A 23,771-nucleotide genomic window follows, 5' to 3' on the forward strand; every position below is an offset into this window, starting at 1 on the left:
CGCGCGGGATTGTTCAATGGCTGCGGGCTGATAGAGTGGCGCCTCACAACTCTGGCGAGGCGCCTTGATCGGTATCGGCGACATCTTAAAAGCAATCATCGCCGACCTGCATCTGGTCGCGGCCATTACGGCCGCCGTCTATCTGCTCGCCTTTACCTGCGCCGTGCGCGAAATCATGGTGTCGCGCACCTCGCAGGGGTCGATCGCCTGGATCCTGGCGCTGGCGCTATTGCCAGTGCCCACGGCATTTTTCTATCTCATCTTCGGCTGGAAGGCGTTTGACGACTACGCCACCGACCGCATTCGCAATGGCCGCGCAGCGCGACCGCTGCGCGCCAAGGATCTGGCGCTGATCGACCGCGAAACCAGCCATAAATGGCCAGTGCAGACCAAGGTTTCCGAAGTGCCGTTTCTCAATGGCAATGAGGTCGAACTGCTGGTGGATGGCAAGGCGACCTTCGATTCGATCTTCGAGGGCATCGCCAAGGCCAAGACCTATCTGCTGGTGCAATTTTACATTGTCCGCGACGATGCGCTGGGCAAGGAACTGGCCGAGCGGCTGATCGAGCGGGCCAATGCCGGGGTGCAGGTATTCCTGCTGTATGACGACATTGGCAGCAGCGGCATGCCGAAGCGCTATCGAGCGCAATTGCGCGAGGCCGGCATTCGCGTCGCCGGCTTCAACCAGCGACACAAATTCCTGCGCTTTTATGGCCCGACCCGGATCAATTATCGCAACCATCGCAAGATCGTCGTGGCGGACGGCGAACATGCCTGGGTCGGCGGGCATAATGTGGGCGTGGAATATCTCGGCGAGAACCCAAAGTTCGGCCATTGGCGCGACACCCATGTGCGGGTTTCCGGCCCGGCAGCGCTGGGCTGCGCCCTGCTGTTCCGCGAAGATTGGGAATGGGCAACTGGCGAAACCCTGCCGGCGGTGCCGCCTGAAACCGTGGAAACGCCGGGCGATCAATCGGTGCTGGTGATGGGCAGTGGGCCGGCGGATAAGCTTGAAGAATGCGCTATCGCCTTTACCGACATCATCGGTCGGGCGCGCGAGCGGCTATGGATCGTCAGCCCCTATTTCGTGCCGGATACCGATATCCGCACGGCCTTGTTCGCGGCCAAGCTGCGCGGTGTCGATGTGCGGGTGATGCTGCCCAACGCGCCGGACCACAAGCTGGTGTGGCTGGCCAGCATCGCCCATGCCGACGCCATGATCGAGCATGGGGTGTCGATCTATCGCTACCAGAACGGCTTCCTGCACCAGAAAGTGGTGCTGATGGACGACCAGATTGCCTCCATCGGCAGCGTCAATTTCGACAACCGCTCCTTTGCCATCAATTTCGAGATCACGTTGTGGTTTGCCGACAAGCAGACCATCGACAATGTGGAAGCCATGCTGGTGGAAGACTTCGAACATTGTCGCCAGGTCGACATGGACGAGGTCCGCAATCGCACCGTCCCGATGCGCTTCCTGACCCAGGCCGCACGCCTGTTCTCCCCCGTCCTCTGAGATTTTTGCCATGACCGAATTTCTGTTCCGCGACGACAGCTATCTGCAAGCGGTATCCGCCACTGTGACGGCGGTGACCGACGAGGGCGGCATCGTACTGGACCGGACGGTGTTCTATGCCGCTTCGGGCGGGCAACCGGGCGACACTGGGGACATAAGACGGGCGGATGGTTCGTCGATCAGCATCGCCACCGCAGTGCATCCCGAAGGCGACAAGACGCGCATCGTGCATGTGCCGGCCGAGGGGCAAGCCCCGGTTGCGGTCGGCGAAACGGTGGAGGCGGTTATCGACTGGGAGCGGCGCTATCGGCTGATGCGGATGCATACGGCGCTGCATCTGCTGAGTGTGGTGTTTCCGTTTCCGGTGACCGGCGGCTCGGTGGGCGACGACAAGGGGCGGCTGGATTTCGACATGCCAGCGGTGCCCGACGACCTTGCCGAGCTGGAGGCCGCCCTCAACGCCATGGCGGCGGGCAATTATGCGGTGAGCCATGAATGGATCAGCGACGACGAGATGGCGGCCAATCCGGAGCTGATCAAGACCATGAACGTCAAGCCGCCAATGGGTCAGGGCCGCGTGCGGCTGATCCGCATCGGCGATGTCGACCTGCAGCCCTGCGGCGGCACGCATGTGCGCAATACGAGTGAAATCGGTGCGCTCAAGCTGGGCAAGATCGAGAAAAAGGGCAAGCAGAACAGGCGCGTAAGCCTGTTGTTTGCGGAATAGAATCCGGTTGGGGCATCTAGCCGACTCGATGTCATCCCGGCCTTGAGCCGGGATCCATCCTGATATGAATGCATCGGCGAGATCTGGGGATGGGCCCCGGCTCAAGGCCGGGGTGACATCGTGGGTGGGGGCTGGTTGGCGCTAAAGACACAACTCGCGCGGAGCCCCAGCCGCTAGCGCACCGGCGGGGCGTAGAGCAGGCCGCCATTGCTCCACAGGCCATTCTGGCCGCGCAGCAGGGCGGCGCCGGTCTGGGGGCCGAAATGGCGGTCGTAGAGCTCGCCGTAATTGCCCACTGCGCGGATGACATTGGCCATGAAGCCAGGCATCAGGCCCAGCGGGGTGCCGAAATCGCCCTCGACGCCGAGAATGCGGCGGACGGAGGGGGTGCGGGCGGCGAGCAGCGAATCCACGTTGAGCGCGGTGATCCCCACTTCTTCAGCATTGATCAGCGTGAACAGCGTCCAGCGGACGATATTGAACCATTGCTGGTCGCCTTCGCGCACCACCGGGCCGAGCAATTCCTTGGAGATGCGCTCGGGCAGGATGCGGTGGGCCGAGGGATCGGGCAGCGCCCGCCGAATGGCCTGCAACTGGCGGCCTGAGGCCGAGACGGCCTGGCAGAGACCGGCCTGATAGGCGAGCGCCAGATCAGAAACGTCCTCATAGGGCACTTCGGAATAGCTCGCCTGATTGGCGAAGAAGAATTCCTGCAGGCGCTCCAGTTCCTCGCCGCCATCGATGACGCAGACGCTGATGCCGTCCAGCTCAAATGCGGACACCACGCCCATGGTCTGCGGCACGAGAAAGGCCTGGCCATCGAAGAAGGCGGTGCCGACGAAACTGGCGCCGTAAAGCGTATCGCGCCGCTCGGTCCAGGGGCCATTGCGGGTCAGCACATCGACCATGCCGGTCTGCAGCGAGGCGAAGCGGCTCTCGCCGCGCAAGGCGCGGAATTCGATCTTGTCGGGGTCGCCAAACACGGCAGCGGCAATGCCACGGCACAGATCGACATCAAAGCCGGCCCAGCGGCCCTGCGCGTCCTGCTGGGCAAAGCCGGGCAGCGCATTGGTGGCGCCGCAGATGAGAAAGCCTCGATCGCGCACCGTCTGCAGCGTCTGGGCGCTGGCCGGGGTAAGGGCAAGCGCCAGCATGCAGGCACAACCCACTGCCAGCGACAGCAATCGCTTGATAAAAATGGTCAAAATCCGCGGGCTTCCCTTGCCTTGTCCCACCATATTGGCAGTCGGCAACTCAGGGTCAAGGCGGATGGCGGATTGCCCTGTGCATTTCACGACGGAAGATTTCTGCGCACCAACAAAAAAAAGGCCCTCCCGACGGGAGGGCCTCTGTTTGCGCGGCGGGTGCAAGCCGTCAGTGCAGGATTTGGCTGAGGAACAGCTTGGTGCGTTCATGCTGCGGATTGGAGAAGAAGGCCTCGGGCTCATTCTCCTCGATGATCTGGCCCTGATCCATGAAGATGACACGGTTGGCCACCTGACGGGCAAAACCCATTTCGTGGGTGACGCAGATCATGGTCATGCCTTCTTCGGCCAGACTGATCATCACTTCGAGCACTTCCTTGACCATTTCCGGGTCCAGCGCCGACGTCGGCTCGTCAAACAGCATGATGCGCGGCTGCATGCAGAGCGAGCGGGCGATGGCCACGCGCTGCTGCTGGCCACCCGAAAGCTGGCCGGGGAACTTCTTGGCCTGCTCCGGGATCTTGACGCGTTCGAGATAATGCATGGCGGTATCTTCGGCCTCGGCCTTGGGAATCCCGCGCACCCAGATCGGCGCCAGCGTCAGGTTCTGCAAAATGGTCAGATGCGGGAACAGATTGAAGTGCTGGAACACCATGCCCACTTCGCGGCGCACTTCATCAATGCGCTTGAGGTCGGCGGTCAGTTCGGTGCCGTTGACGATGATCTGCCCTTCCTGGTGTTCTTCCAGGCGGTTGATGCAGCGGATCAGGGTCGACTTGCCGGAGCCCGAAGGCCCGGCGATGACGATGCGTTCGCCTTCCATCACCTTGAGGTTGATGTCGCGCAGCACGTGGAAGTCGGCATACCATTTGTGCATGCCGATGACCTCGATGGCCACATGCGTGTCGGAGACCTGCATCTGTGTCGTGTCGATGCGGCGATCAACTGTCGTTTCGGAAGCATGGGACATTTGAACTACCTTTTATGACCAGTATTGAGGCGGCGCTCCATATACATGGAATAGCGCGACATGCCGAAGCAGAACACCCAGAAGACCATGGCGGCGAACAGATAGCCGGTGGTCGCCGTATTGGCGGATTGCCATTCCAGCGCCGAGTCATTCTTGGTTTTGACGGCTTCGAGCAGGTCTTTCATGCCCACGATGTAAACCAGCGACGTATCCTTGAAGAGCGAGATGAAGTTATTCACGATGCCCGGGATCACGTGCTTGAGCGCCTGGGGCAGGATGATGAAATACATCCGTTGCCAGTAGCCGAGGCCAAGCGACGCGCCGGCCTCATATTGTCCGCGCGGAATGGCCTGCAGCCCCCCGCGCACCACTTCGGCCATATAGGCCGAGGTGAACAGCGTCACGCCCACCAGCGCCCGCAGCAGCTTATCGACGGTCATGCCCTGGGGCATGAATAGCGGCAGCATGATCGACGCCATGAACAGCACGGTGATCAGCGGCACCGCACGCACCAGCTCGATGAAGGCGATGCACAGCGTGCGGATCACCGGGAGCTTGGATTGCCGTCCCAGCGCCAGGATGACGCCGAGCGGGAAGGACACCGTGATGCCGACCACCGAGATGATCAGCGTGACCAGCAAGCCGCCCCATTTTTCGGTGGGCATCGGCTTGAGGCCGAACATGCCGCCCATCAGCAGGACATAGCTGACGATAGGGAAGACGAAGAGGAAGAGCACCGCATTGACGCGCTTGAACGGCGCCCTGGGGATCAGCAGCGGGATGAACAGCAGCGCGCCCATGGCAAAGACGATGTTGGGGCGCCAATGCTCGGGGATGTCGTAGAAGCCGTAGATGAAGAACTCCATCTCGCTGTTGATGTAGGCCCAGCAGGCGCCGGCATCGATCATCCGGCACTCTTCCACCGTGCCATTGGGGCCAACGGCGTGGCCGAAGATAAAGTTGTACAACGGCGGCACGATCCAGAGCAGGAACAGCATGCCCAAAATCGTCAGCACGGTATCGCTGGGGGTGGCGAAGAGGTTCTTCTGCGCCCAGGCGATGGCGCCGGTGGTGCGATGGGGCGGGGCTTTGGCTGCAACCAAATCGCCGCGAACGAATCCAATATCGGTCATGGCTGTCACCTCTCCACCAGAGTGACGCGGGCATTATACCAGTTCATGATCATCGAGGTGGCCAGCGAGAACGTCAGATAGACCAGCATGGTCAGCGCGATACATTCGATGGCGCGGCCGGTCTGGTTGAGCGCGGTGCCGGCAAAGACGTTGAACAATTCGGGGTAGCCAATGGCGGCGCCGAGCGAGGAGTTCTTGGTCAGGTTGAGATATTGGCTGGTCAGCGGCGGCACGATGATGCGCATGGCCTGCGGTACGACGACCAGCCGCAGCCGGTCCCCTTCCTTGAGCCCGAGCGACTGGGCCGCTTCGGTCTGGCCGCGATTGACGGCGAGAATGCCGGCACGCACCGTCTCGGCGATGAAGGCTGCCGTATAGATGGTGAGGCCGAACAACAGCGCCAGGAATTCGGGGGGCAGTTGCACGCCGCCCTTGAAATTGAAGCGCTGCAGCACCGGCGGGTCGAAGGCGACGCTGGCGCCACTGACGAACCAGACCAGGCCCGGCAAGGCGATCAGCAGGGCTACCGAGCTGAGAAACACCGGGAAGCGGTGGCCAGTGGTTTCAAGGCGCTTTTTGGCCCAGATGCGCAGGAAAATGATGGCCGTGATGGCCAGCGCCACGCCGATCCAGACAAAGCCGAACTGTTCGTCGGGCATGGGGCGCGGAACGAAGATGCCGCGCTGGTTGATGAAGGAATCGAATGGCAGGGTGTAGGACTTAGCCACCGCCGGCATCGATTTGAGCACCGCGAAATACCAGAAGAACAGCTGCAGCAGCAGCGGGATATTGCGGATGGTCTCAATATAGATGGTGGCGAGACTGGAGACGATGAAGTTGCTGCTCAGTCGAGCAATGCCGATGGTGAAGCCCAGAATCGTGGCGAAGAAGATGCCGATAAAGGCCACCAGCAGCGTATTGGTGATGCCGACCAGGAAGGCTTCCCAGTAGTAGGACTCACGGGTCCAGCGAAACAGGGAAAAACTGATGTCGAAGCCGGCGGTCTTCCACAGGAAGTCGAAGCCGGTGGTTTTGTTTTGCGCAGCGAGATTGGCAGCGGTGTTGCCGACGATCCAGAGGATAAAGGCAAGCAGCAGCGCAGCAACGACGACCTGGTATATAATGCCGCGGATCACGGGGTCGTTGTAGAACGATACCCGGGGGGCCGCGGCCGGCCCCGTATCAAGAGTGGTCATAGGATAGACGTCCCCTGGCCGTAACGGCCGCTCCATGCGTCGCCCCTGGGGCGACGAGCGATGGAACAAAAAACCCGGCGCTCAATTGGGAGCGCCGGGCGTTGTTCAGCTTAGCGGATCGGCGGGGCGTATTGGATGCCGCCATCGCGCCACAGCGCGTTCAGACCACGCTCCAGCCCGATCGGGGTCGCTGGGCCAACGTTGCGGTCGTAGGTTTCGGCGTAGTTACCGACCAGCTTGATGATCTGGTAGGCCCAGTCCTTGGTCAGGCCGATCGGGGTGCCGAAGTCGCCTTCAACGCCAAGCAGGCGCTTGATGGCCGGGTTATCGGAGCCGAGCATTTCGTCGACATTGGTCTGCGACACGCCCAGTTCTTCAGCTTCGAGCAGCGCGAAATAGGTCCAGCGAGCGATGTTGAACCAGCCCGAGTCGCCGGTGCGGACCACGGGACCCAGCGGCTCCTTGGAGATGATTTCCGGCAGGATGATGTGATCATCCGGCACGGCGAACTTGGAGCGCTCAGCGGCCAGAGCCGAGGAGTCGGTGGTGTAAACGTCGCAGCGGCCGTCTTCGTAGGCCTTCACCACTTCGTCCTGGTCAACGAACACAACGGTGTTGAATTCGAGGTTGTTGGCGGCGAAATAGTCGGCCGCGTTCAGCTCGGTGGTGGTGCCGGATTCGATGCAGATGGCGGCGCCGCTGAGGTCCAGAGCGGAGGCAATGCCATCGTCCTTGCGGACCATGAAGCCCTGACCGTCATAGAACATTGTGCCAATGAAGCTGATGCCCAGCTGGGTATCGCGGCTCATGGTCCAGGTGGTGGTACGCGACAGCACGTCGATTTCACCGGCGGACAGCGCGGTAAAGCGTTCCTGGCTGGTCAGCGAGGTGAAGCGGACTGCGTCGGCGTCGTTGAAGACCGCAGCGGCAAGCGCACGGCAATAGTCGACTTCGATACCGGTCCAGACGTTGTTCGAATCGGGTGCCGAGAAGCCAGCCACGCCGCCGGTCACGCCGCACTGAATATAGCCCTTTGCCTTTACGTCATCGAGAATGGCCGCTTGCGCTGCCGTCGCGACGAGGCCGAGCGAGGCCGCGACCGCGAACGTTACGAGCGTTTTTTGCATTGATTTTGCCTTTTGTTTCCTGACCCTGTGTCCCGGAGCGCAGCAGCTTGCACCAGCGTCTCCAGTGGCACCGCCGCCTTTGTATGGCGGTCTGATGCTGCTAAGCATGCAAGCGTCTATTGACCGTTGCGTCAAGAGCTGATGGGGAGTTAAGACAGTAAAGCTGTCTCTTTTATAGCCATTATTCTCACATTGATCTGATTTTGAGCACAGAGCCAAAGCATGAGCGTCCATAAAAATAATACTATACTAGATCAGTCGGTTGAGACGGTATTGACCCATCACGGTCGATACCCAGATGACCAGTTCGGTTTCGTCAATACGCCGGTGTATCGCGGCTCGACGGTACTGTTTAAATCACTGGCAGAACTGGAATCTCAACAGCAGCGCTTTCTTTATGGGCGAGCAGGCAACCCCACCACTGAAGGGGTCGAAGCGATCATCACCGCGCTAGAGGGCGCTCACCGGACCCAGCTGGTGCCCTCCGGATTGGCGGCAATCACCGTTGCCCTGCTGAGCTGCGTCAAGGCGGGCGACGACCTGCTGATCAGCGACAGCGCCTATGAGCCCGGCCGCATCTTCAGTGATGGTTTTCTGGCGCGCATGGGGGTGACAACCCGCTATTACGACCCGCGAATCGGCGCCGGGCTGGCGGAACTGATGCAGCCCAACACCAAAGCGGTGCTGGCCGAAAGCCCGGGGTCGCTGACCTTTGAAGTGCAGGATATTCCGGCACTGGCCAAGGTGGCCCATGCGGGCAATGCCAGCCTGATCGTCGACAATAGCTGGGCCAGCCCGCTTTATATGAAGCCGCTGGCGCTGGGCGCCGATATCGTGGTGCATGCCGGCACCAAAATGTTCGTCGGCCACTCCGATACGTTTGCCGGCACGATTTCGACCACCGAGGCAGCCTGGGCCAATGTCGAGCGGACGCGGCGGGAGCTGGGGTTCTTTACCTCGGGCGACGACGCCTTCCTCGTGGCGCGCGGGTTGCGCACACTGGCCATCCGCATGAAGGAGCATCAGGAGCGGGCGCTGGAGATTGCCCGCTGGCTGGAGCAGCAAGACGAGGTGGTGCGAGTGCTGCACCCGGCTTTGCCCAGCCATCCTGACCATGAATTGTGGAAGCGCGACTTCACCGGCTCGGGGAGCCTGTTCGGGGTGGTGCTGGCCCCTGCCCCGCGCGCCTCGGTCGCCGCCTTTGTGGACGAGATGGAGCTGTTCACCATGGGCTATTCCTGGGGCGGCTATGAAAGCCTGTGCCTGCCGGTCAGGCTCGGCAAGAACCGCACGGCCCGGCCATGGACCGAAGAGGGCAATCTGTTCCGCCTGCATATCGGGCTGGAAGGCGTCGACGACCTCAAGGCTGACCTCAAGGCCGCTATCACCCGCTATGCCCGGGCGCGCTGACCAACGCGTTGGGCCGCGCGCCGCAGGGCGATGAAGCGACGCCGCACGATCCGGCCATCGGGCCGGATCGTGAACAGCCAGCGGCGGCGGGCAAATAGATTGCGCACCAGATAGGCACCCAGCATGCCGACGATCAGCCCGGCAAACACGTCGGTGGGATAATGCATGCCCACCGGCACCCGCGAGAAGCCGACCGCGATGCCAATGGCGAAGAACAGCGGGAACAGCCGGGGCCACAGGAAACCGATGACAAAGGCCGTGGCGATGGCCGTGGTGGTGTGGCCCGAGGGAAAGCTTTGGAAATCCCAGGCATTGGCGACGGGATGGAAGGCAAAGGCGCCGACATTGTCGAATTCGACCGGGCGGCTGCGACCGATGATCCGCTTGAGAATGGTGACAATGAGCCCGGGGATGCCGACGCCCAAAAAGATGAAGCCGGACAGCATGGCAATTTCGACGGCGACCAGACGCGACAAATGCCTGAGCAGCGGCGCGGCCGGCAGGGCGAGAAGCACCAGCACCAGCGTGGGAATCAGCACCCAGTCGGACAGGCCATAATCGGTGATGAAGAAGAATGGCGCGCGCCATTGCTCGGGCCAGGCGATGGTGCCGCGCGAAGCCCAGATATCGATCTGCGACAGCAGGGCGACGCCGATGACAACGGCAAAGCAGAACCACGGCCAGCGGCGACTATCGAGGCCCAGCGGCCAGCGTTTGGTAAGATCGGTCATGCCATGGTTTTGCGGGGAGCGATCTTTCCCGTCAATAGTGCAGCTCAATGCCAACACACGCTTGCCCTTTGGAAACGAACAGGCTAACCAGTCGATCGATTTCGGAGTGTAGCTCAGCCTGGTAGAGCACCGGTTTTGGGAACCGGGGGTCCAAAGTTCGAATCTTTGTACTCCGACCATCATATTTGCATCGTGTTGAGGACTTTGCATGATCGCCCGTATCTACCGCCCGGCCCGCAATGCCATGCAGTCGGGACGCGGCAATTCCAAGCAATGGGTACTGGTCTTCGAACCAGCCTCACCACGGGAAATTGATCCGCTGATGGGCTATACGAGCTCCGGCGATACGCGCCAGCAGGTCAAGCTGAGCTTCGACACCCAGGACGAAGCCGAGGCCTACGCACAGAAGAATGGCCTCGCCTATTCGGTGCTGTCGGCGCATGACGACATCCCCAAGCGCCAGAGCTACCCGGACAATTTCCGTTCCGACCGCAAGACGCCCTGGACCCATTAGGGTTTTCTCAGACATAGAATCTGCAACGCGCCGCAAGTGATTGTGGCGCTTTTGTTTTTTGGGAGATCGCATGGATAGCGTCATGGTGATCGTGCTGCTCGGGGCCGCCGCCGCCGGGTTTGCCCAAGGTGTCTCCGGCTTTGCCTTTTCCATGGTGGCGCTGTCGATCTGGGCCTGGGCCATCGATCCGCAGTTGGCGGCCCCGATGGCGGTGTTTGGTTCGCTCATCGGACAATTGGTCGCCCTGCCCTGGGTGTGGCGCGGCTTTGATATCCGCAAGCTGGTGCCACTGGTGCTTGGCGGGTTGATCGGCGTGCCGCTCGGCGTGGTGCTGCTGCAATGGGTCGACCCGACACTGTTCAAATTCGCGCTGGGCGTGTTCCTGCTGCTGTATTGCCCGGTGATGCTGCTGATGCCGGCTGACTATGCCTGGCATCATGGCGGCAAAATTGCCGATGGCGCGGCCGGCTTTGCCGGTGGCGTGCTGGGCGGGCTGGCCGGGATCTCTGGACCGGTGCCGGCGCTGTGGACCACGCTGCGCGGCTGGGACAAGGATACCCAGCGTGGCGTGCTGCAGGCGTTCAATATCGCCATGCACATCACCACCCTCACCGCCTATGCGCTGTCCGGCGGCATTACCAATGAGGCGCTGGTGATGTTTGTCTGGATCACCCCGGTCTTGTCGGTTCCGGCGGTGCTGGGCGTGCTGCTGTTCCGCCGGCTGGCGACGCAGACATTCCGCCGCCTGATTCTGATGTTGCTCTTGGTGTCGGGTTTGACGCTGGTCTGGGGTAGTGTCGTACTCTGGGTTTAAGAGGTATCCGATGACGCTGTCTGCTCGCTGCCTGCTCCCGGTCCTCTTGGGTTTTGCTCTGGCCAGTCCCGTATTGGCCGATCCGGCCCTGTGGGAAGTGCGTGACGACGATAGTTCCATCTGGCTGTTTGGCTCGTTCCACATCCTGCCCGAGGGTACGGAATGGCGGACCGAGCTGTTTGACGGAGTGCTGGCTGAAGCCGACAGTGTGGTGTTCGAAACCGATGTGCGCCCGGCGGCCATTGCCCAGATGGGCGCCAACGCTTTCGCGCGCGGCGTCTATGTCGATGGCACGCTGCTGACCGATGTGATGGACGAGGCGCTGGAAGCGCAATTGCGCCAGCAGGCGGCGGCGATGGATATGCCGATGGGGATGGTGCTGGCCATGCGGCCCTGGATGGCGACCAATACCATCACGGTGCAGATGCTGGCTGCACATGGCTATCAGGACCAGGGCGTCGAATTCATCCTGCAGCCGGAAATCAGTGAGGAGCGGCTCGGGTTTCTCGAAACCGGCGCCGAGCAGCTGGAGGTGCTGGCGGGGGCGCCGGACGATGAGCAACTGGCCATGCTACAGGCGACGCTCGACCAGCTCGACGCGCTACCCAAGCTGATGGACAAGATGAAAACGCGCTGGGTGGACGGCACACCCGAGCAGTTGGCCGACCTGTTCCTGATGGAGCTGGGCGGCTTTGAGACGGCGTTTCTCGATCGGTTGCTCTATGCGCGCAACCAGAACTGGCTCGGGCCGATCGAGGCGATGCTGGCGGAGAATCAGGAAAACCTGATCATTGTCGGCGCGGCGCATCTGATCGGCGATGGCAGCGTGCTCGATCTGCTGGAGCAGGCTGGGTATCGGGTGCAGCGGGTGCAGTAAAAAATCCCCGCTTGCGCGGGGATTTTTGTGATTGTCAGACGTCGCTGAGCCTGGTCCATTTGCCGTCGTTCTGGCTGGACTGCACCGAGGCGATGATGAACTGCATGCCTTCGACGCCGTCAGCCAGCGTGGGCAGCAGGCCTTCATAGGCCGCGCCGTCGCCACGAATGACCGCAGCGAACTGGCTGTAGAGCGTGGCGAAGGCTTCCAGATACCCCTCGGGGTGGCCGGAGGGGATGCGCACATTCATGGTGGAGGCGGCAATGCCGGAAATGGCGCCGCCACGCGTAAGCTGCTGACGCGGCTTGCCGAATTCGGCGAACCACATGTAGTTCGGGTTATCCTGCCGCCACTCGATGCTGCCCTTGTCGCCATAGACGCGCAGTTGCAGGCCGTTTTCGCAGCCGACCGCCACCTGGCTGGCCCAGAGCATCCCCTTGGCCCCGCCTTCGAAGCGCAGCATGATGTGGACGTTGTCATCGAGCTGCCGACCTTCGACAAAGCTGGTGAGGTCAGCCGACACCGAGTCGGTCTTGAGGCCGGTGACGAAGCGCGCCAGATTGTAGGCGTGGGTGCCGATATCGCCGATGGCGCCGCCGGCGCCGGAACGGGCCGGATCGGTGCGCCAGGAGGCCTGTTTGTTGTCGTCGGCGGCGGGTTCGGTCAGCCAATCCTGCGGATATTCGACCTGGATGACGCGGATCTTGCCCAGCGTACCGGATTCGACCAGCTCGCGGGCCTGCCGGATAAGCGGGAAGCCGGTGTAGTTATGGGTGAGAAGAAACCGGGCGCCATTCTTGGGAATAATGGCAGCAAGCTTGCGAGCATCTTCCAAAGTGCTGGTGATTGGCTTGTCGCAAATGACGTGGATGCCGGCTTCGAGGAAGGCCTTGGCCGGGCCGTAATGCATATGGTTGGGCGTGACGATGGCGACCGCCTGGATGCCGTCCGGGCGGGCGGCCTCGGCGCGGGCCATTTCCTCGTAGGAGGTGTAGATGCGGTCTTCGGCCAAGCCGAGATTGCGGCCGGATTCGAGGGCTACCTCAGGGCGCGACGACAGGGCGCCGGCCACCAGATCATAGTCACCATCGATGCGGGCCGCGACGCGGTGGACGTAGCCGATAAAGGCTCCCGTGCCGCCGCCAACCATGCCCAGGCGAATGCGCTTTGCGCCGTTCTCAGCCATTGAAGCCTCCCTATTGTCGTTGTTTGTTCAAGGTTATCCAAGTGGGCGCCCCCTCCCCCTTAAGGGGAGGGCTAGGGTGGGGGTCGGCGTAGTTCAGCACAAGAGCTCAAACGACCCCCACCCTCGATCCCTCCCCTCAAGGGGGAGGGAGGCCCGACTGCGGACTTTAGCTTAGCCCCAAAATCTTGCGGTTGGCCGCGAGGTCGGTGCCGGACGAGGCGAAATCGTCGAAGGCGTGTTCGGTGACGCGGATGATGTGGTTCTTGATGAACTCGGCGCCTTCGCGAGCGCCATCCTCTGGATGCTTGATGGCGCATTCCCATTCGAGCACGGCCCAGCCGGCAAAGTCGTACTGCGCCATCTTGGAGAAGATCGAGGCGAAGTCGACTTGGCCGTCGCCGAGCGAACGGAAGCGCCCGGCTCGGTTGATCCAGCTCTGATAGCCGCCATAGACGCCCTGCCGACCGGTCGGATTGAACTCGGCGTCCTTGACGTGGAACATCTTGATCCGCTCGTGATAGATGTCGATGTAGTCGAGATAATCGAGCTGCTGCAGCACGAAGTGGCTGGGATCGTAGAGCAGATTGGCGCGGGGGTGGTTGTTCACACGCTCGAGGAACATCTCGTAGGTCACGCCGTCATGCAGATCTTCACCGGGGTGAATTTCGTAGCAGACGTCGACGCCGTTATCGTCAAATGTATTGAGGATCGGCATCCAGCGGCGGGCCAGTTCGTCAAAGGCTTCTTCGACCAGGCCTGCCGGGCGCTGCGGGAATGGATAGAGGAACGGCCAAGCCAGTGCGCCCGAGAAGGTCGCGTGTTCGGTGAGGCCGAGATTCTGCGAGGCCTTGGCCGCCCAGTTCAGCTGCTGCACCGCCCATTCCTGACGGGCCTTGGGATTGCCATGGACGGCAGCCGGGGCAAAGCCATCCAGCATGGTGTCGTAAACCGGATGCGCGGCAACCAGTTGCCCCTGCAGGTGCGTGGAAAGCTCGGTGATGGCGAGGCCATGCTTGGCGGCGGTGCCGGCCAGTTCATCGGCATAGGTCTTGGAGGTGGCGGCTTTTTCGAGATCGATCAGGCTGCCGACCCAGGTCGGAATCTGCACGCCCTTATAGCCGAGGCCAGCCGCCCAGCCGCAAATGGCGTCGAAGGAATTGAACGGCGCCGCGTCGCCCGCGAATTGCGCCAGAAAGATTGCGGGCCCCTTGATGGTGCGCATGTCGATTCTCCTCGTGTGGCCCCTGCTAGATGGCGGCGCCTTGTTCCTTACCGATTCAGCACGAAACCCCACCCTGCCCCTTTGACTGGCCCAGGATGAGGTCTGTTGTTATTTGCATTGTTCGACAGGCCCGTGGGCCTGTCAATGAGGTACGCACCTCAATTACTTCAGCAGCGCCAATGCGTCAGTCGGGCTGAGGGCCAGCGGGCGCTCGCAGGTGGTCGACAGGGTGAGCACCTGACCGCTCTCGCCGGCCTTGAGCAGGCTGGTCATCACGTCGACCACATGCAGCGCCACGTCGAGCCCGCAACGGGCGCGATAGCCGCCCTCGATGGAGGCCATCATGTCGGCGAGGCCGGCCGCGCGGTAATTGGCGCGCGGGATTGGCTTGTCGAGTTCCTGATTGGCCTTGCCGAAGGGGTGATCCCACGGCGTGACGTTGCTGCGCTCGCCGGCGATGTTGGCGGTGACCAGATCGCCGCCGAAGAAGTTCGGATCGGGCACGAAGATCGAGCCATCGGTGCCGTAGAGCTCGATATTGTGGTGGCCATGCGCCGCCACGTCCCAGCTGGCGCCGATAGTGACGATGGCGCCGGAGGCGAATTCGAGAATGCCATGGATGGTGGTGGGCGTACCGACCTTGACGAAAGTCCCCTTATAGGGGCCTTCGGCGGTCACTTCGCGCTCGGTGCGGGCCATGTTGGTGAAGGCCGACAGGCGCTTCACCGGGCCGAGCAGGTGGACCAGATCGGTGACATAATAGGGGCCGAGATCGAGGATCGGGCCGGCGCCGGGCTGGAAGAAGAAGTCCGGATTGGGATGCCAATGCTCCATGCCACGGCTCATGACGTGGGTGGTGCCGCTCATGATCTTGCCGAGCTTGCCGCTATCGATGATTTCACGGGCCTGCTGGTGTGCACCGCCGAGGAAGGTGTCCGGGGCCGAGCCGACATTGAGGCCGCGATCATCGGCGGCCTTTTTCAGCGCCATGCCCTCTTCGAGCGACAGCACGAAGGGCTTTTCGGAATAGGCGTGCTTGCCGGCCGACACGATATCCATCGACACCGAATAATGGGTCGCCGGGATGGTCAGGTTGACGATGACGTCGATTTCGCTGTTGTTGAGCAACTCATCGGGCGTCTGCGCCCGAACGCCGAATTCCTCGGCGCGGGTCTGAGCGGCGGCAGGCAGAATATCGGCGATAGCGCGCACCTCGAGCCCCTTGAATAGGGGCGCGAGGCGCAGATAGGCACTGGAGATATTGCCGGCACCCATGATGCCGACGCCAAAGGTCTTGGCCATTTTAGCTTATTTCCACTTCTTGGCGGTAGCGATCGAGCGCGTGGCGAAACGCAGCTCGTCAGAGGGCTTGTCGTGCTCGGCGACGAAATACTGCGCCTTGGTCTTGGCCTGCACCTTGCCGATCAGATTGTCCCAATCGAGCACGCCATGGCCGACATCGGCCCAGCCGTCTTCATCAAGGCATTCGCCAGCGGGGGCGATATCCTTGACGTGGACGGCGGTGATGCGGCTGCCATAGCGGTCGAACCAGGCGAGTGGATCGGCCTTGCCGCGCACCACCCAGGCCACGTCGCATTCCCATTCAATATTGGGCGCGGTTTCGAGGATGATTTCCATCGGCGTGCGGCCCGAGCTGGTGGGCACGAATTCGAAATCATGGTTGTGCCAGCCGAAGCCATAGCCTTCCTTGGCATAGGTCTCGCCGGCCTTGGCCAGCATTTCAGCCAGTTCGAGCCATTTGGACTCGTCGGCGCTGCGGCCTTCAGGGCCGATATGGGGGCAGAAGATCTTCTTCATGCCGAGGGTTTCGGCGGTCTTGAGCGTGGTCGACACATCGGCCACCTGGGCCGGGCCGAAATGGCCGGTCGGCATGGCGAGGCCATTCTTCTTGAGACTGGCGGCCAGGCCGGCAGCGTCGTCATAAAGCCCGCCATAGCCCTCGACCTGGGTGTAGCCCAGCGCGCCAAGCTTGCTGAGAAAATCTTCAAGCGACGGGGTATTCCGGGCGCTGTAGAGCTGGAATGACAAAACGGTCATTAGGGCCTCGTTGTAACGTTAGAATGGGCAATCGCATCCGCTGGAGATGCTTGGGATAGCGTGGTTTCGGGAAGCCGTCGCGCCTGCGCGGCAGACCAATCACCGCAAAAGTAACATTGGCCGGATGCATTGAGGCGAGACAGAAGCGGAGCGCCCGAAGGCGCTGCCGCAATGCAGGAAAATCGACTTAGAGACGGTTGGTGGACTCGGCGCTGAAGATCGAACCGCGCGCCGGATCGAAGCCGACGACCAGCTTCTGACCAACGCTGAGATGGACATCGCTATCGACGCGGAAGGTCACCGGATGGCCGGCGATCTTGGTCCAGGCCAAGGTGTCGGAGCCCATCGGTTCGACGATTTCGATCTCGATTTCGAGCGAGAACGGCATCTTCTTGACGTCCTCACCCAGCACGATGTGTTCGGGACGCACGCCAAGCACCGCCTTGGTGCTGGCGCTGACGGGATCGGTGAAGTGATAGGTGCCCACCGGAATTACCGTGCCATCGTCGGCGGTGAAGGTCGTGCCGTCCAGCGTGCCATGCAGCATGTTCATCTGCGGCGAACCGATGAAGCCGGCGACATAGAGATTGACCGGCTTGTTATAGATGGTGTGCGGATCGGCCAGTTGCTGGATGACGCCGTTTTTCATCACGGCGATGCGGTCGGCCAGGGTCAGCGCCTCGATCTGGTCGTGGGTGACGTAGATCATGGTATTCTTCAGGCGATGATGCAGACGCTTGATCTCGACGCGCAAATCGCTGCGCAGCTTGGCGTCGAGGTTGGACAGCGGCTCGTCGAACAGGAACACATCAACGTCGCGCACCAAGGCCCGGCCGATGGCGACGCGCTGACGCTGACCGCCGGACAGTTCCACCGGCTTGCGCTGCAAGAGTGGCTGAATCTGCAGAATTTCGGCAGCACGCTGCACGCGCTTGTCGATCTCGTCCTTCTTCATGCCGGCGACGCGCAGGCCGAAGCTGAGGTTCCGCTCCACGGTCATTTGCGGATAGAGCGCATAGGACTGGAACACCATGCCGATGCCACGATCCTTGGGCTCTTCCCAGGTGACGTTCTTGCCGCCGATGAAAATCTGGCCATCGGACACGTCGAGCAGACCGGCGATGCAATTGAGCAAAGTGGACTTGCCGCAGCCCGAAGGCCCGAGCAGCACGATGAACTCACCCTGCGCGATGTCGAGGTCGAGATGTTCGAGAACCTTCACGCTGCCGAAACTGAGCGATAGATCCCGGATGGAAACACTGTGTTGCATCTGCTTAACCCTTCACCGCACCGGCGGCGATGCCGCGGACGAACCATTTGCCTGAGATGAAATAGACAGCCAGCGGCACGGCAGCGGTCAGAATGGTCGCCGCCATGTGCACGTTGTATTCGCGCACGCCGGTTGTCGTATTGACGATGTTGTTGAGCTGCACGGTCATCGGCATGTTCTCGCGACCGGCAAACACGGTGCCGAACAGGAAGTCGTTCCAGATGCCGGTGACCTGCAGGATGACGGCCACGATGGTGATCGGCACCGCCATCGGCACCATGATCTGGAAGAAAATCTGCCAGAACCCTGCCCCGTCGACGCGCGCTGCCTTGAACAGTTCGGGCGGCAGCGAGGCGAAGAAATTGCGGAACAGCAGCGTCAGGATCGGCATGCCGAAGATGGTGTGGATGATGATGATGCCGGGGAAGGTGCCGAACAGCCCCAGTTCGCGCAGGGCGATGATCAACGGATAGATCACCACCTGGTAGGGCACGAAGGCGCCGAACACGAGCAGGCCGAACAGGATATTGGCGCCCTTATATTTCCAGAACGACAGCGCGTAGCCATTGAGGGCGGCGATGACGATGGAAATGGTGGTGCCGACCAGGGTGATCTTCACCGAATTGAGGAAGCCGGGCTTGAGGCCGTTGCAGTCACGGCCGGTACAGGCGGTGTCCCAGGCCTTGAGCCAGGGTTCGAAGGTGATCTGCTGCGGCCACTGGAAAATGTGGCGCATCTGAATTTCCGGCATGGCCTTGAGCGAGGTCACCACCATGACCCAGAGGGGCATGAGGAAGAACAGAGCGGCCAGGACGAGGAATACATAGACGCCGACGCGACCGATGGTCAGCGTCTTGGGCTTGGCGCCGCGCGGGCCGGCTTCGATACGGGTACGGGTGGCGGCGGAGGCGGCGAGAATTTCGGTGGTCATTATGCGCTCTCCTTGACCTGGTTGGCACGCCACTGGGCAAAGGCCTGAATGCCGAGCAACACGATCACCGGCAGCAGCATCATGGTGGCGGCGGCCATGCCGAGCCCCACATTGGAGCGGTCGGTAATGTGCTGGATGACGAAGACGGCGGGCATCTGGGTGGAGATGCCGGGGCCGCCCTGGGTCATGGCGACGATCAGGTCATAGACGCGGACCACGCCGACGCATTGCAGGATGAAGGCGGTGAGAATGGCGCCGCGCATCATCGGCAGCACGATGAAGAGATAGGTTTTCCAGGTCGGGATGCCGTCGATACGGGCAGCCTTCCAGATTTCGCTGTCGATGCCGCGCAGGCCGGCCAGCATGATCGCCATGGTGACGCCAACGCCGTTCCAGATGCCGGCGACGACGAGGCCGTAAATGGCGGTGCCGGAATTGACCAGCGGCGCGAAGGCAAATTCGGTGAAGCCAAGGCCGCGGACGGTGGCCTGGATGCCGTAATTCGGATCGAGAATCCAGCGCCAGACCAGGCCGGTAATGACCAGCGACATGGCGAAGGGATAGAGGAAAATCGAGCGGAACCAGTCCTCTGCCTTGATGCGCTGATCCATGAACACAGCCAGCAGATAGCCTGCCGTCATGTTGGCGCCGATCGAGAGCAGGCCGAAGAACCAGATATTGTTGACCGAGACCAGCCAGCGGCCGGTGGACCACAGGCGCTTATACTGATCGAGCCCGACGAAATTCTCCGGCGCGAAAGCCGGGAAAATGCGCGAATTGGTGAAGGACAGCACGAAGGCGTAGATGATGCAGAGGACGAAAACGCCGACCGCCGTGACAATCATCGGGATGGTGCCGAAGATGGACATGAGCGTCGACAGGCGGAACGGCTTCCGCCCAGAGGAAGACACTACCCTAACGGCAGTCCCGTCCTCTTTGGCCGTAGCAAGCTGAGCCATGACGATTTCCCTATGGGTCGTAGTGAAGGGCGGTCCGACTCAGGCGCGACCAGGTTTGCCCCGAAATGCCAAGCCGGGCGGCCCTATGCGGAGCCACCCGGCTTGTCAGCGATGGTTATTCAGCCGACGCGATGATGTCGACGAAGCGCTGCTGGATTTCCTCGACGCTCAGGTCGGGGTTGGCCCAGGCTTCGGCCCAAAGGTCGTCCATCTGGCCGACCGAGTCCTGGGTCAGATAGATGCCGGCGCCCTGGATCACGTGATCGGGGTCCTTGAGGATCTCGAGGCCGACCTTCATGCAATCGTCGGCCAGGGACATGTCAACGTCGTCACGCACCGGGAGCGAACCCTTGGCGTTGTTGAACAGGGCCTGGACCTGCGGATTGACCATCATGGAGGCCATCTTCAGCTGAGCGGCTTCAACCGCAGCGTCATCCTGTTTCGGGAACAGGAAGATGTCGCCGCCGGTATCGAGATAAGGCTGCTCGGACGGGCCTGCGATACAGGCGTAATCGACGCCGGGTTTCTCGCCGGCAACGGCGAACTCGCCACGAGCCCAGTCACCCATGATCTGCATTGCTGCCTGATCATTGATCACGAGGTTGGTGGTGTCGTTCCAGGTGCGGTTGGCCGAACCTTCGTCGGTATACTGCTTGAGCGACTTGAAGATTTCGATGGCGTGCTTGACTTCGGGCCCGCCGGCGACGTCGAGATTGCGATCCTTGTAGATGGCTTCATGGCCGGTCTTGCCGAGCTGGCTCAGCATGACGACGCCCATGGCGCCACCGATCTGCCAGGCTTCGCCACCGATGGCGAAGGGGATGATGCCGGCTTCCTGCAGCTTGGGCGCGTCGGCGATGAATTCGTCGAGGTTCTTGGGCAGGCTCAGGCCGGCCTTTTCGAACGCCGGAACCGAAGCCCAGCCCCACTGCCACGAGTGAATATTCACAGGGACGCAGTAGATCTTGCCTTCGAACTCGCAGACATTGAGGATCGCGGCGGGACGGATGAAGTCCTTCCAGCCCTCTTCAGTGGCAAGCGGGGTCAGGTCGAGCAGCAGACCAGCCTGGGCCAGCTCTTCGAACTGACGGCTGATGTTGAACTGGGCGGCGCCCGGAGGATCGCCACCAAGAGTGCGCTGCAGCGTGGCCGAGCGGGCGTTTTCGCCACCGGCAATGGCCGTATCGACCCACTTGTCTTCGCCCAGGGCGTCGAACTCGCGAGCGAAGACGGACACGGCGGCTTGCTCGCCACCCGACGTCCACCAGTGAATAACTTCGACATCCGCAGCATTGACTGCCGTGGAGCCGAGGAGAGCAGTTGCCATAGCGGCAACCACTGCAAATTTCTTCATAGTTGTCCTCCCAACGATCACTTGGAGCGAAACGCCCCTGCGAGCCTGCCAGCCACAGGGTTGCCTTCTTGTGAGGCCTCCCCTGCTGGCGAGCGTGTAATCGATTGCATGCTCCGTCCCCGAAATCTCTGCAATCGATTTCATTAGTTTCATACACGTCTTGCGCGCCTGTCAATACCGATTTAGACAGAATGACTTTCCGACAGCGAAAGGGGGCGCTGTCAGGCATGAATTTGGTGAACAAAACACCGACGATTCAAGACGTTGCACGTTTTGCAGAGGTTTCAACCGCCACCGTGAGCCGCGCCCTTTCGAGCCCCGAAAGGGTCAGCGAGAGCACTCGCGACCGTATTTCCGAGGCGGTGCGCGTCACCGGCTACACACCCAACCAATCGGCCCGCTCGTTGCGCCAGCGAACCGCCCGAACTATCCTCGTGGCGCTGCCCGATATCCGCAATCCGTTCTTTTCAACCATCCTCGATGCCATCGAACGCGAGGCCGCTTCGCGCGGTTATGGCGTGCTGGTGGCCAACCGGTTTTCGAGCGCCGAGTCAGGGCGGCGGATGCGCGACTATTTTCAATCCAACCGGGTCGACGGCCTACTGCTGTTCGATGGCTCGGTGGACCTCGAGCAGCTGATGATGCTCGCCGGCGATCCGATGCCGGTGCCGTTGATCGTGGCCTGCGAGGAAATTCCGCACGCCCCGTTCCACACCGTCAAGACCGACAATGTCTTCGCTGCGGCGCAAGCGACGCGGCATCTGATCGAATTGGGGCACCGCAAGATCGGCCATATCAGGGGGCCGGCCGACAATGTGCTGACCGGCGAACGGCAAACCGGCTTCACCCAGGCAATGAGAGCCGCCGACCTCGCCATTCGCCCGGAGTGGCTGTTGGCGGGCGGTTTCGACATGGCGTCGGGCCAGGCCGCCGCCCGGCACTATCTGGCGCTGGATGACCGGCCCACGGCCGTTTTCGCGGCGAATGACGAGAGCGCCATCGGCTTCATTGCCGGGCTGCGCCGGAACGGGCTGGAATGCCCGCGCGATATCTCGGTGATCGGCTTTGACGATCTGGAGGTGGCGTCCAATATCTGGCCGCCGCTGACCACCATGCGGCAGCCGCGCGCCGCGCTGGGCCGGATCGCGGCCGGCGCACTGATCGATATCATCGAAGGCCAGCAGCAGAGCCGGGTGCCGATGCATATGGTGCTGAGTTCGGAGATAATTATACGGGGCAGCACAGCGCGGGCCCCTGCCCTCGACCAATCCGCCACATCAGAATGAACTTGCGGCAACAAGGGCGTTTCCTTTGTGCCGAAATACGCTAAATGAAGCCACATGCGCCGGTCCCGTAGCTCAGCCGGATAGAGCAGCAGCCTTCTAAGCTGTTGGTCGGAGGTTCGAGTCCTCCCGGGATCGCCATCTATTTATCAGCACGTTGATTTCGCTGATGTTTTCTCCCCAAATTGTCCCACATTTTTCAAGGCATTTTAATGTGGGACAATTCTGTTCCCCGCACGTTCGCCTGCGGGCGACTCAAAGCATGTCGGAGCGGGCAGCCAGGTGGCCCTATTCCCTTTCAGCCGAGGGTCGCGCTAAGCTCGGGGAATGAACACCCGCCCTCTGCCATCGGGCTTTTTTGTTGGCAAGCTCTGGGGTCGACTCTCGACTGGAACGGGCCTACGCTCCCTCTCGACCGGACCAAGCTGCGGCCCTGCGGGCCCCTCCAGCATTGCTGTTTTCCGGGCGCTCCCTGCGCAATTATCTAGGTGCCCTTCCCCGATGCACGGAGGAAGTCGAAACTCCATGCGGAGGTTCAAATGCTCCTTGAACACGTCGTCCAAACTGTTGATGTCACACACGAGGGCCGGGTCGTATCTGCCTCATACTTCGTTGAGGGCGGCGTCATCCACGCTCAGATCGATGGCAGGAATATGAGGCTGCCACTTGGCAGGAAGCCAGCTGATGTAACCGTCAAAGTTATGCTCTCAGGAGCCCTGAGCAGCAGAAGCCGTAAGTCTGCTCAGCTTGTCAGCCTCTTTCCCACGAGACGCGTTAACAGCTAATCCGGCGCCCGCCATCTCCCTACCCGAGCGGGCTTGTTGTTGCCACTATCGCAATGCCTGATCATAATAGGCCTTTGGGCTCTGGGAGGGCTTATCGCCCCCAGGCTTCCGCCCCCCGCCTGACCAGTTTCCAAAGTCACTCAGCCCCGCCATCGAGCGGGGTTTTCTTTGGGCGAGGAACCAGAGCGTCGGCGCCGCGCTTCCTCCCAAGTCCTTATTCATGCCCAGCTAGCCCGCTGGCGCTCCACCCGGCGGGCTTTTTCTGTCTGATGTAAAAGCTAGAGCCCGATCACGAAATCACCGAGCTCGCAACTACACCATACCTTTGACGTTGTACGGACGTCGCAGTTACGCGGCTTGTCAAAGGAACAATGCAATGTAAGCGGTTAGCCGGAGCCGTTACCGGCTGAAGTTCCATGGCATGAGGTCGGCGATCTGGCTGTTTGGCCAGCCGCCTGCGATACGGTCAAGCGTTTGAGTGAGCCAGGCGTGCGGGTCGACGC

At 61.5% G+C, this 23,771-nt stretch carries 22 protein-coding genes and 2 tRNA genes; 9 read left to right on the forward strand and 15 right to left on the reverse strand.

Annotated elements, in window-relative coordinates:
* Window positions 1-64: 64 nt before the first annotated feature.
* Window positions 65-1,516, forward strand: a complete 1,452-nt coding sequence (gene cls, locus ACX3OZ_RS10530) for a cardiolipin synthase (protein WP_459104473.1) — start codon at window positions 65-67, stop codon at window positions 1,514-1,516.
* A 10-nt stretch (window positions 1,517-1,526) separates the two neighbouring features.
* Window positions 1,527-2,243 (forward strand): alanyl-tRNA editing protein, encoded by a 717-nt coding sequence (locus tag ACX3OZ_RS10535; protein WP_459104474.1) that lies wholly within the window; start codon window positions 1,527-1,529, stop codon window positions 2,241-2,243.
* 173 nt (window positions 2,244-2,416) lie between these two features.
* Here ACX3OZ_RS10535 and ACX3OZ_RS10540 read toward each other — a convergent pair whose 3' ends face one another.
* The 5 genes from ACX3OZ_RS10540 to ACX3OZ_RS10560 all read right to left on the reverse strand — a co-directional run bounded on the left by ACX3OZ_RS10540 (window position 2,417) and on the right by ACX3OZ_RS10560 (window position 7,874).
* Window positions 2,417-3,448, reverse strand: coding sequence for an amino acid ABC transporter substrate-binding protein (locus ACX3OZ_RS10540; RefSeq protein WP_459104475.1), 1,032 nt, complete (start codon window positions 3,446-3,448; stop codon window positions 2,417-2,419).
* A 169-nt stretch (window positions 3,449-3,617) separates the two neighbouring features.
* Entirely contained in the window at window positions 3,618-4,418 is an 801-nt protein-coding gene (locus ACX3OZ_RS10545; protein ID WP_459097696.1) for an amino acid ABC transporter ATP-binding protein, read from the reverse strand.
* A gap of 5 nt (window positions 4,419-4,423) precedes the next feature.
* Complete coding sequence (locus tag ACX3OZ_RS10550) at window positions 4,424-5,551, reverse strand: amino acid ABC transporter permease (protein WP_459097695.1); 1,128 nt, start codon at window positions 5,549-5,551, stop codon at window positions 4,424-4,426.
* Between the two features lie 5 nt (window positions 5,552-5,556).
* Window positions 5,557-6,747 (reverse strand): amino acid ABC transporter permease, encoded by a 1,191-nt coding sequence (locus ACX3OZ_RS10555; protein WP_459104476.1) that lies wholly within the window; start codon window positions 6,745-6,747, stop codon window positions 5,557-5,559.
* A 110-nt stretch (window positions 6,748-6,857) separates the two neighbouring features.
* Complete coding sequence (locus ACX3OZ_RS10560) at window positions 6,858-7,874, reverse strand: amino acid ABC transporter substrate-binding protein (RefSeq protein WP_459097693.1); 1,017 nt, start codon at window positions 7,872-7,874, stop codon at window positions 6,858-6,860.
* A gap of 222 nt (window positions 7,875-8,096) precedes the next feature.
* Between ACX3OZ_RS10560 and metC the strand changes: the two genes are divergently transcribed.
* Window positions 8,097-9,284: a cystathionine beta-lyase gene (metC, locus tag ACX3OZ_RS10565; protein WP_459097692.1), complete on the forward strand. Its 1,188-nt coding sequence runs from the start codon at window positions 8,097-8,099 to the stop codon at window positions 9,282-9,284.
* Here the strand turns inward: metC and ACX3OZ_RS10570 are convergent.
* Entirely contained in the window at window positions 9,266-10,015 is a 750-nt protein-coding gene (locus ACX3OZ_RS10570) for a phosphatase PAP2 family protein (RefSeq protein ID WP_459097691.1), read from the reverse strand. The genes metC and ACX3OZ_RS10570 overlap by 19 nt on opposite strands.
* A 102-nt stretch (window positions 10,016-10,117) precedes the next feature.
* On the opposite strand from ACX3OZ_RS10570, the gene ACX3OZ_RS10575 reads away from it, so the two are divergent.
* The 4 genes from ACX3OZ_RS10575 to ACX3OZ_RS10590 all read left to right on the forward strand — a co-directional run bounded on the left by ACX3OZ_RS10575 (window position 10,118) and on the right by ACX3OZ_RS10590 (window position 12,220).
* A tRNA-Pro gene (locus ACX3OZ_RS10575) sits at window positions 10,118-10,194 on the forward strand.
* A gap of 29 nt (window positions 10,195-10,223) precedes the next feature.
* The gene (locus ACX3OZ_RS10580; RefSeq protein ID WP_459097690.1) at window positions 10,224-10,529 is read left to right on the forward strand and encodes an ETC complex I subunit; all 306 of its coding nucleotides are present in this window, start codon (window positions 10,224-10,226) and stop codon (window positions 10,527-10,529) included.
* Window positions 10,530-10,599: 70 nt separating this feature from the next.
* A complete protein-coding gene (locus ACX3OZ_RS10585; protein WP_459097689.1) occupies window positions 10,600-11,343 on the forward strand; it encodes a sulfite exporter TauE/SafE family protein in 744 nt (247 codons plus the stop codon).
* A gap of 10 nt (window positions 11,344-11,353) precedes the next feature.
* Complete coding sequence (locus ACX3OZ_RS10590; RefSeq protein WP_459104477.1) at window positions 11,354-12,220, forward strand: TraB/GumN family protein; 867 nt, start codon at window positions 11,354-11,356, stop codon at window positions 12,218-12,220.
* 34 nt (window positions 12,221-12,254) lie between these two features.
* On the opposite strand, the gene ACX3OZ_RS10595 is transcribed toward ACX3OZ_RS10590, so the two are convergent.
* The 8 genes from ACX3OZ_RS10595 to ACX3OZ_RS10630 form a co-directional block, all read right to left on the reverse strand.
* The gene (locus tag ACX3OZ_RS10595) at window positions 12,255-13,406 is read right to left on the reverse strand and encodes a Gfo/Idh/MocA family protein (protein ID WP_459104478.1); all 1,152 of its coding nucleotides are present in this window, start codon (window positions 13,404-13,406) and stop codon (window positions 12,255-12,257) included.
* Window positions 13,407-13,572: 166 nt separating this feature from the next.
* Window positions 13,573-14,628: a sugar phosphate isomerase/epimerase family protein gene (locus tag ACX3OZ_RS10600; RefSeq protein ID WP_459104479.1), complete on the reverse strand. Its 1,056-nt coding sequence runs from the start codon at window positions 14,626-14,628 to the stop codon at window positions 13,573-13,575.
* Window positions 14,629-14,790: 162 nt separating this feature from the next.
* The gene (locus ACX3OZ_RS10605) at window positions 14,791-15,930 is read right to left on the reverse strand and encodes a Gfo/Idh/MocA family protein (protein WP_459097685.1); all 1,140 of its coding nucleotides are present in this window, start codon (window positions 15,928-15,930) and stop codon (window positions 14,791-14,793) included.
* 6 nt (window positions 15,931-15,936) lie between these two features.
* Entirely contained in the window at window positions 15,937-16,686 is a 750-nt protein-coding gene (locus tag ACX3OZ_RS10610; RefSeq protein WP_459104480.1) for a sugar phosphate isomerase/epimerase family protein, read from the reverse strand.
* Window positions 16,687-16,873: 187 nt separating this feature from the next.
* Window positions 16,874-17,956 carry an ABC transporter ATP-binding protein gene (locus tag ACX3OZ_RS10615; RefSeq protein WP_459097683.1) on the reverse strand — a complete coding sequence of 361 codons (1,083 nt, stop codon included), beginning with the start codon at window positions 17,954-17,956 and terminating at the stop codon, window positions 16,874-16,876.
* A gap of 4 nt (window positions 17,957-17,960) precedes the next feature.
* Window positions 17,961-18,887, reverse strand: a complete 927-nt coding sequence (locus ACX3OZ_RS10620) for a carbohydrate ABC transporter permease (protein WP_459097682.1) — start codon at window positions 18,885-18,887, stop codon at window positions 17,961-17,963.
* Window positions 18,887-19,756, reverse strand: a complete 870-nt coding sequence (locus tag ACX3OZ_RS10625) for a carbohydrate ABC transporter permease (RefSeq protein WP_459097739.1) — start codon at window positions 19,754-19,756, stop codon at window positions 18,887-18,889. Before ACX3OZ_RS10625 ends, ACX3OZ_RS10620 begins: the two co-directional genes overlap by 1 nt.
* Before the next feature lie 205 nt (window positions 19,757-19,961).
* On the reverse strand, window positions 19,962-21,200 hold the full coding sequence (locus ACX3OZ_RS10630; RefSeq protein WP_459097681.1) for an ABC transporter substrate-binding protein: 1,239 nt from the start codon (window positions 21,198-21,200) through the stop codon (window positions 19,962-19,964).
* 227 nt (window positions 21,201-21,427) lie between these two features.
* Here ACX3OZ_RS10630 and ACX3OZ_RS10635 point away from each other — a divergent pair, with 227 nt between their 5' ends.
* Window positions 21,428-22,486: a LacI family DNA-binding transcriptional regulator gene (locus tag ACX3OZ_RS10635; protein WP_459104481.1), complete on the forward strand. Its 1,059-nt coding sequence runs from the start codon at window positions 21,428-21,430 to the stop codon at window positions 22,484-22,486.
* Between the two features lie 61 nt (window positions 22,487-22,547).
* Window positions 22,548-22,624, forward strand: a tRNA-Arg gene (locus ACX3OZ_RS10640).
* A gap of 1,043 nt (window positions 22,625-23,667) precedes the next feature.
* On the opposite strand, the gene ACX3OZ_RS10645 is transcribed toward ACX3OZ_RS10640, so the two are convergent.
* A partial coding sequence (locus ACX3OZ_RS10645) for a transposase domain-containing protein (RefSeq protein ID WP_459104487.1) occupies window positions 23,668-23,771 on the reverse strand: 104 nt, incomplete at its 5' end.

The sequence above is a fragment of the Devosia sp. A369 genome (assembly GCF_054489345.1).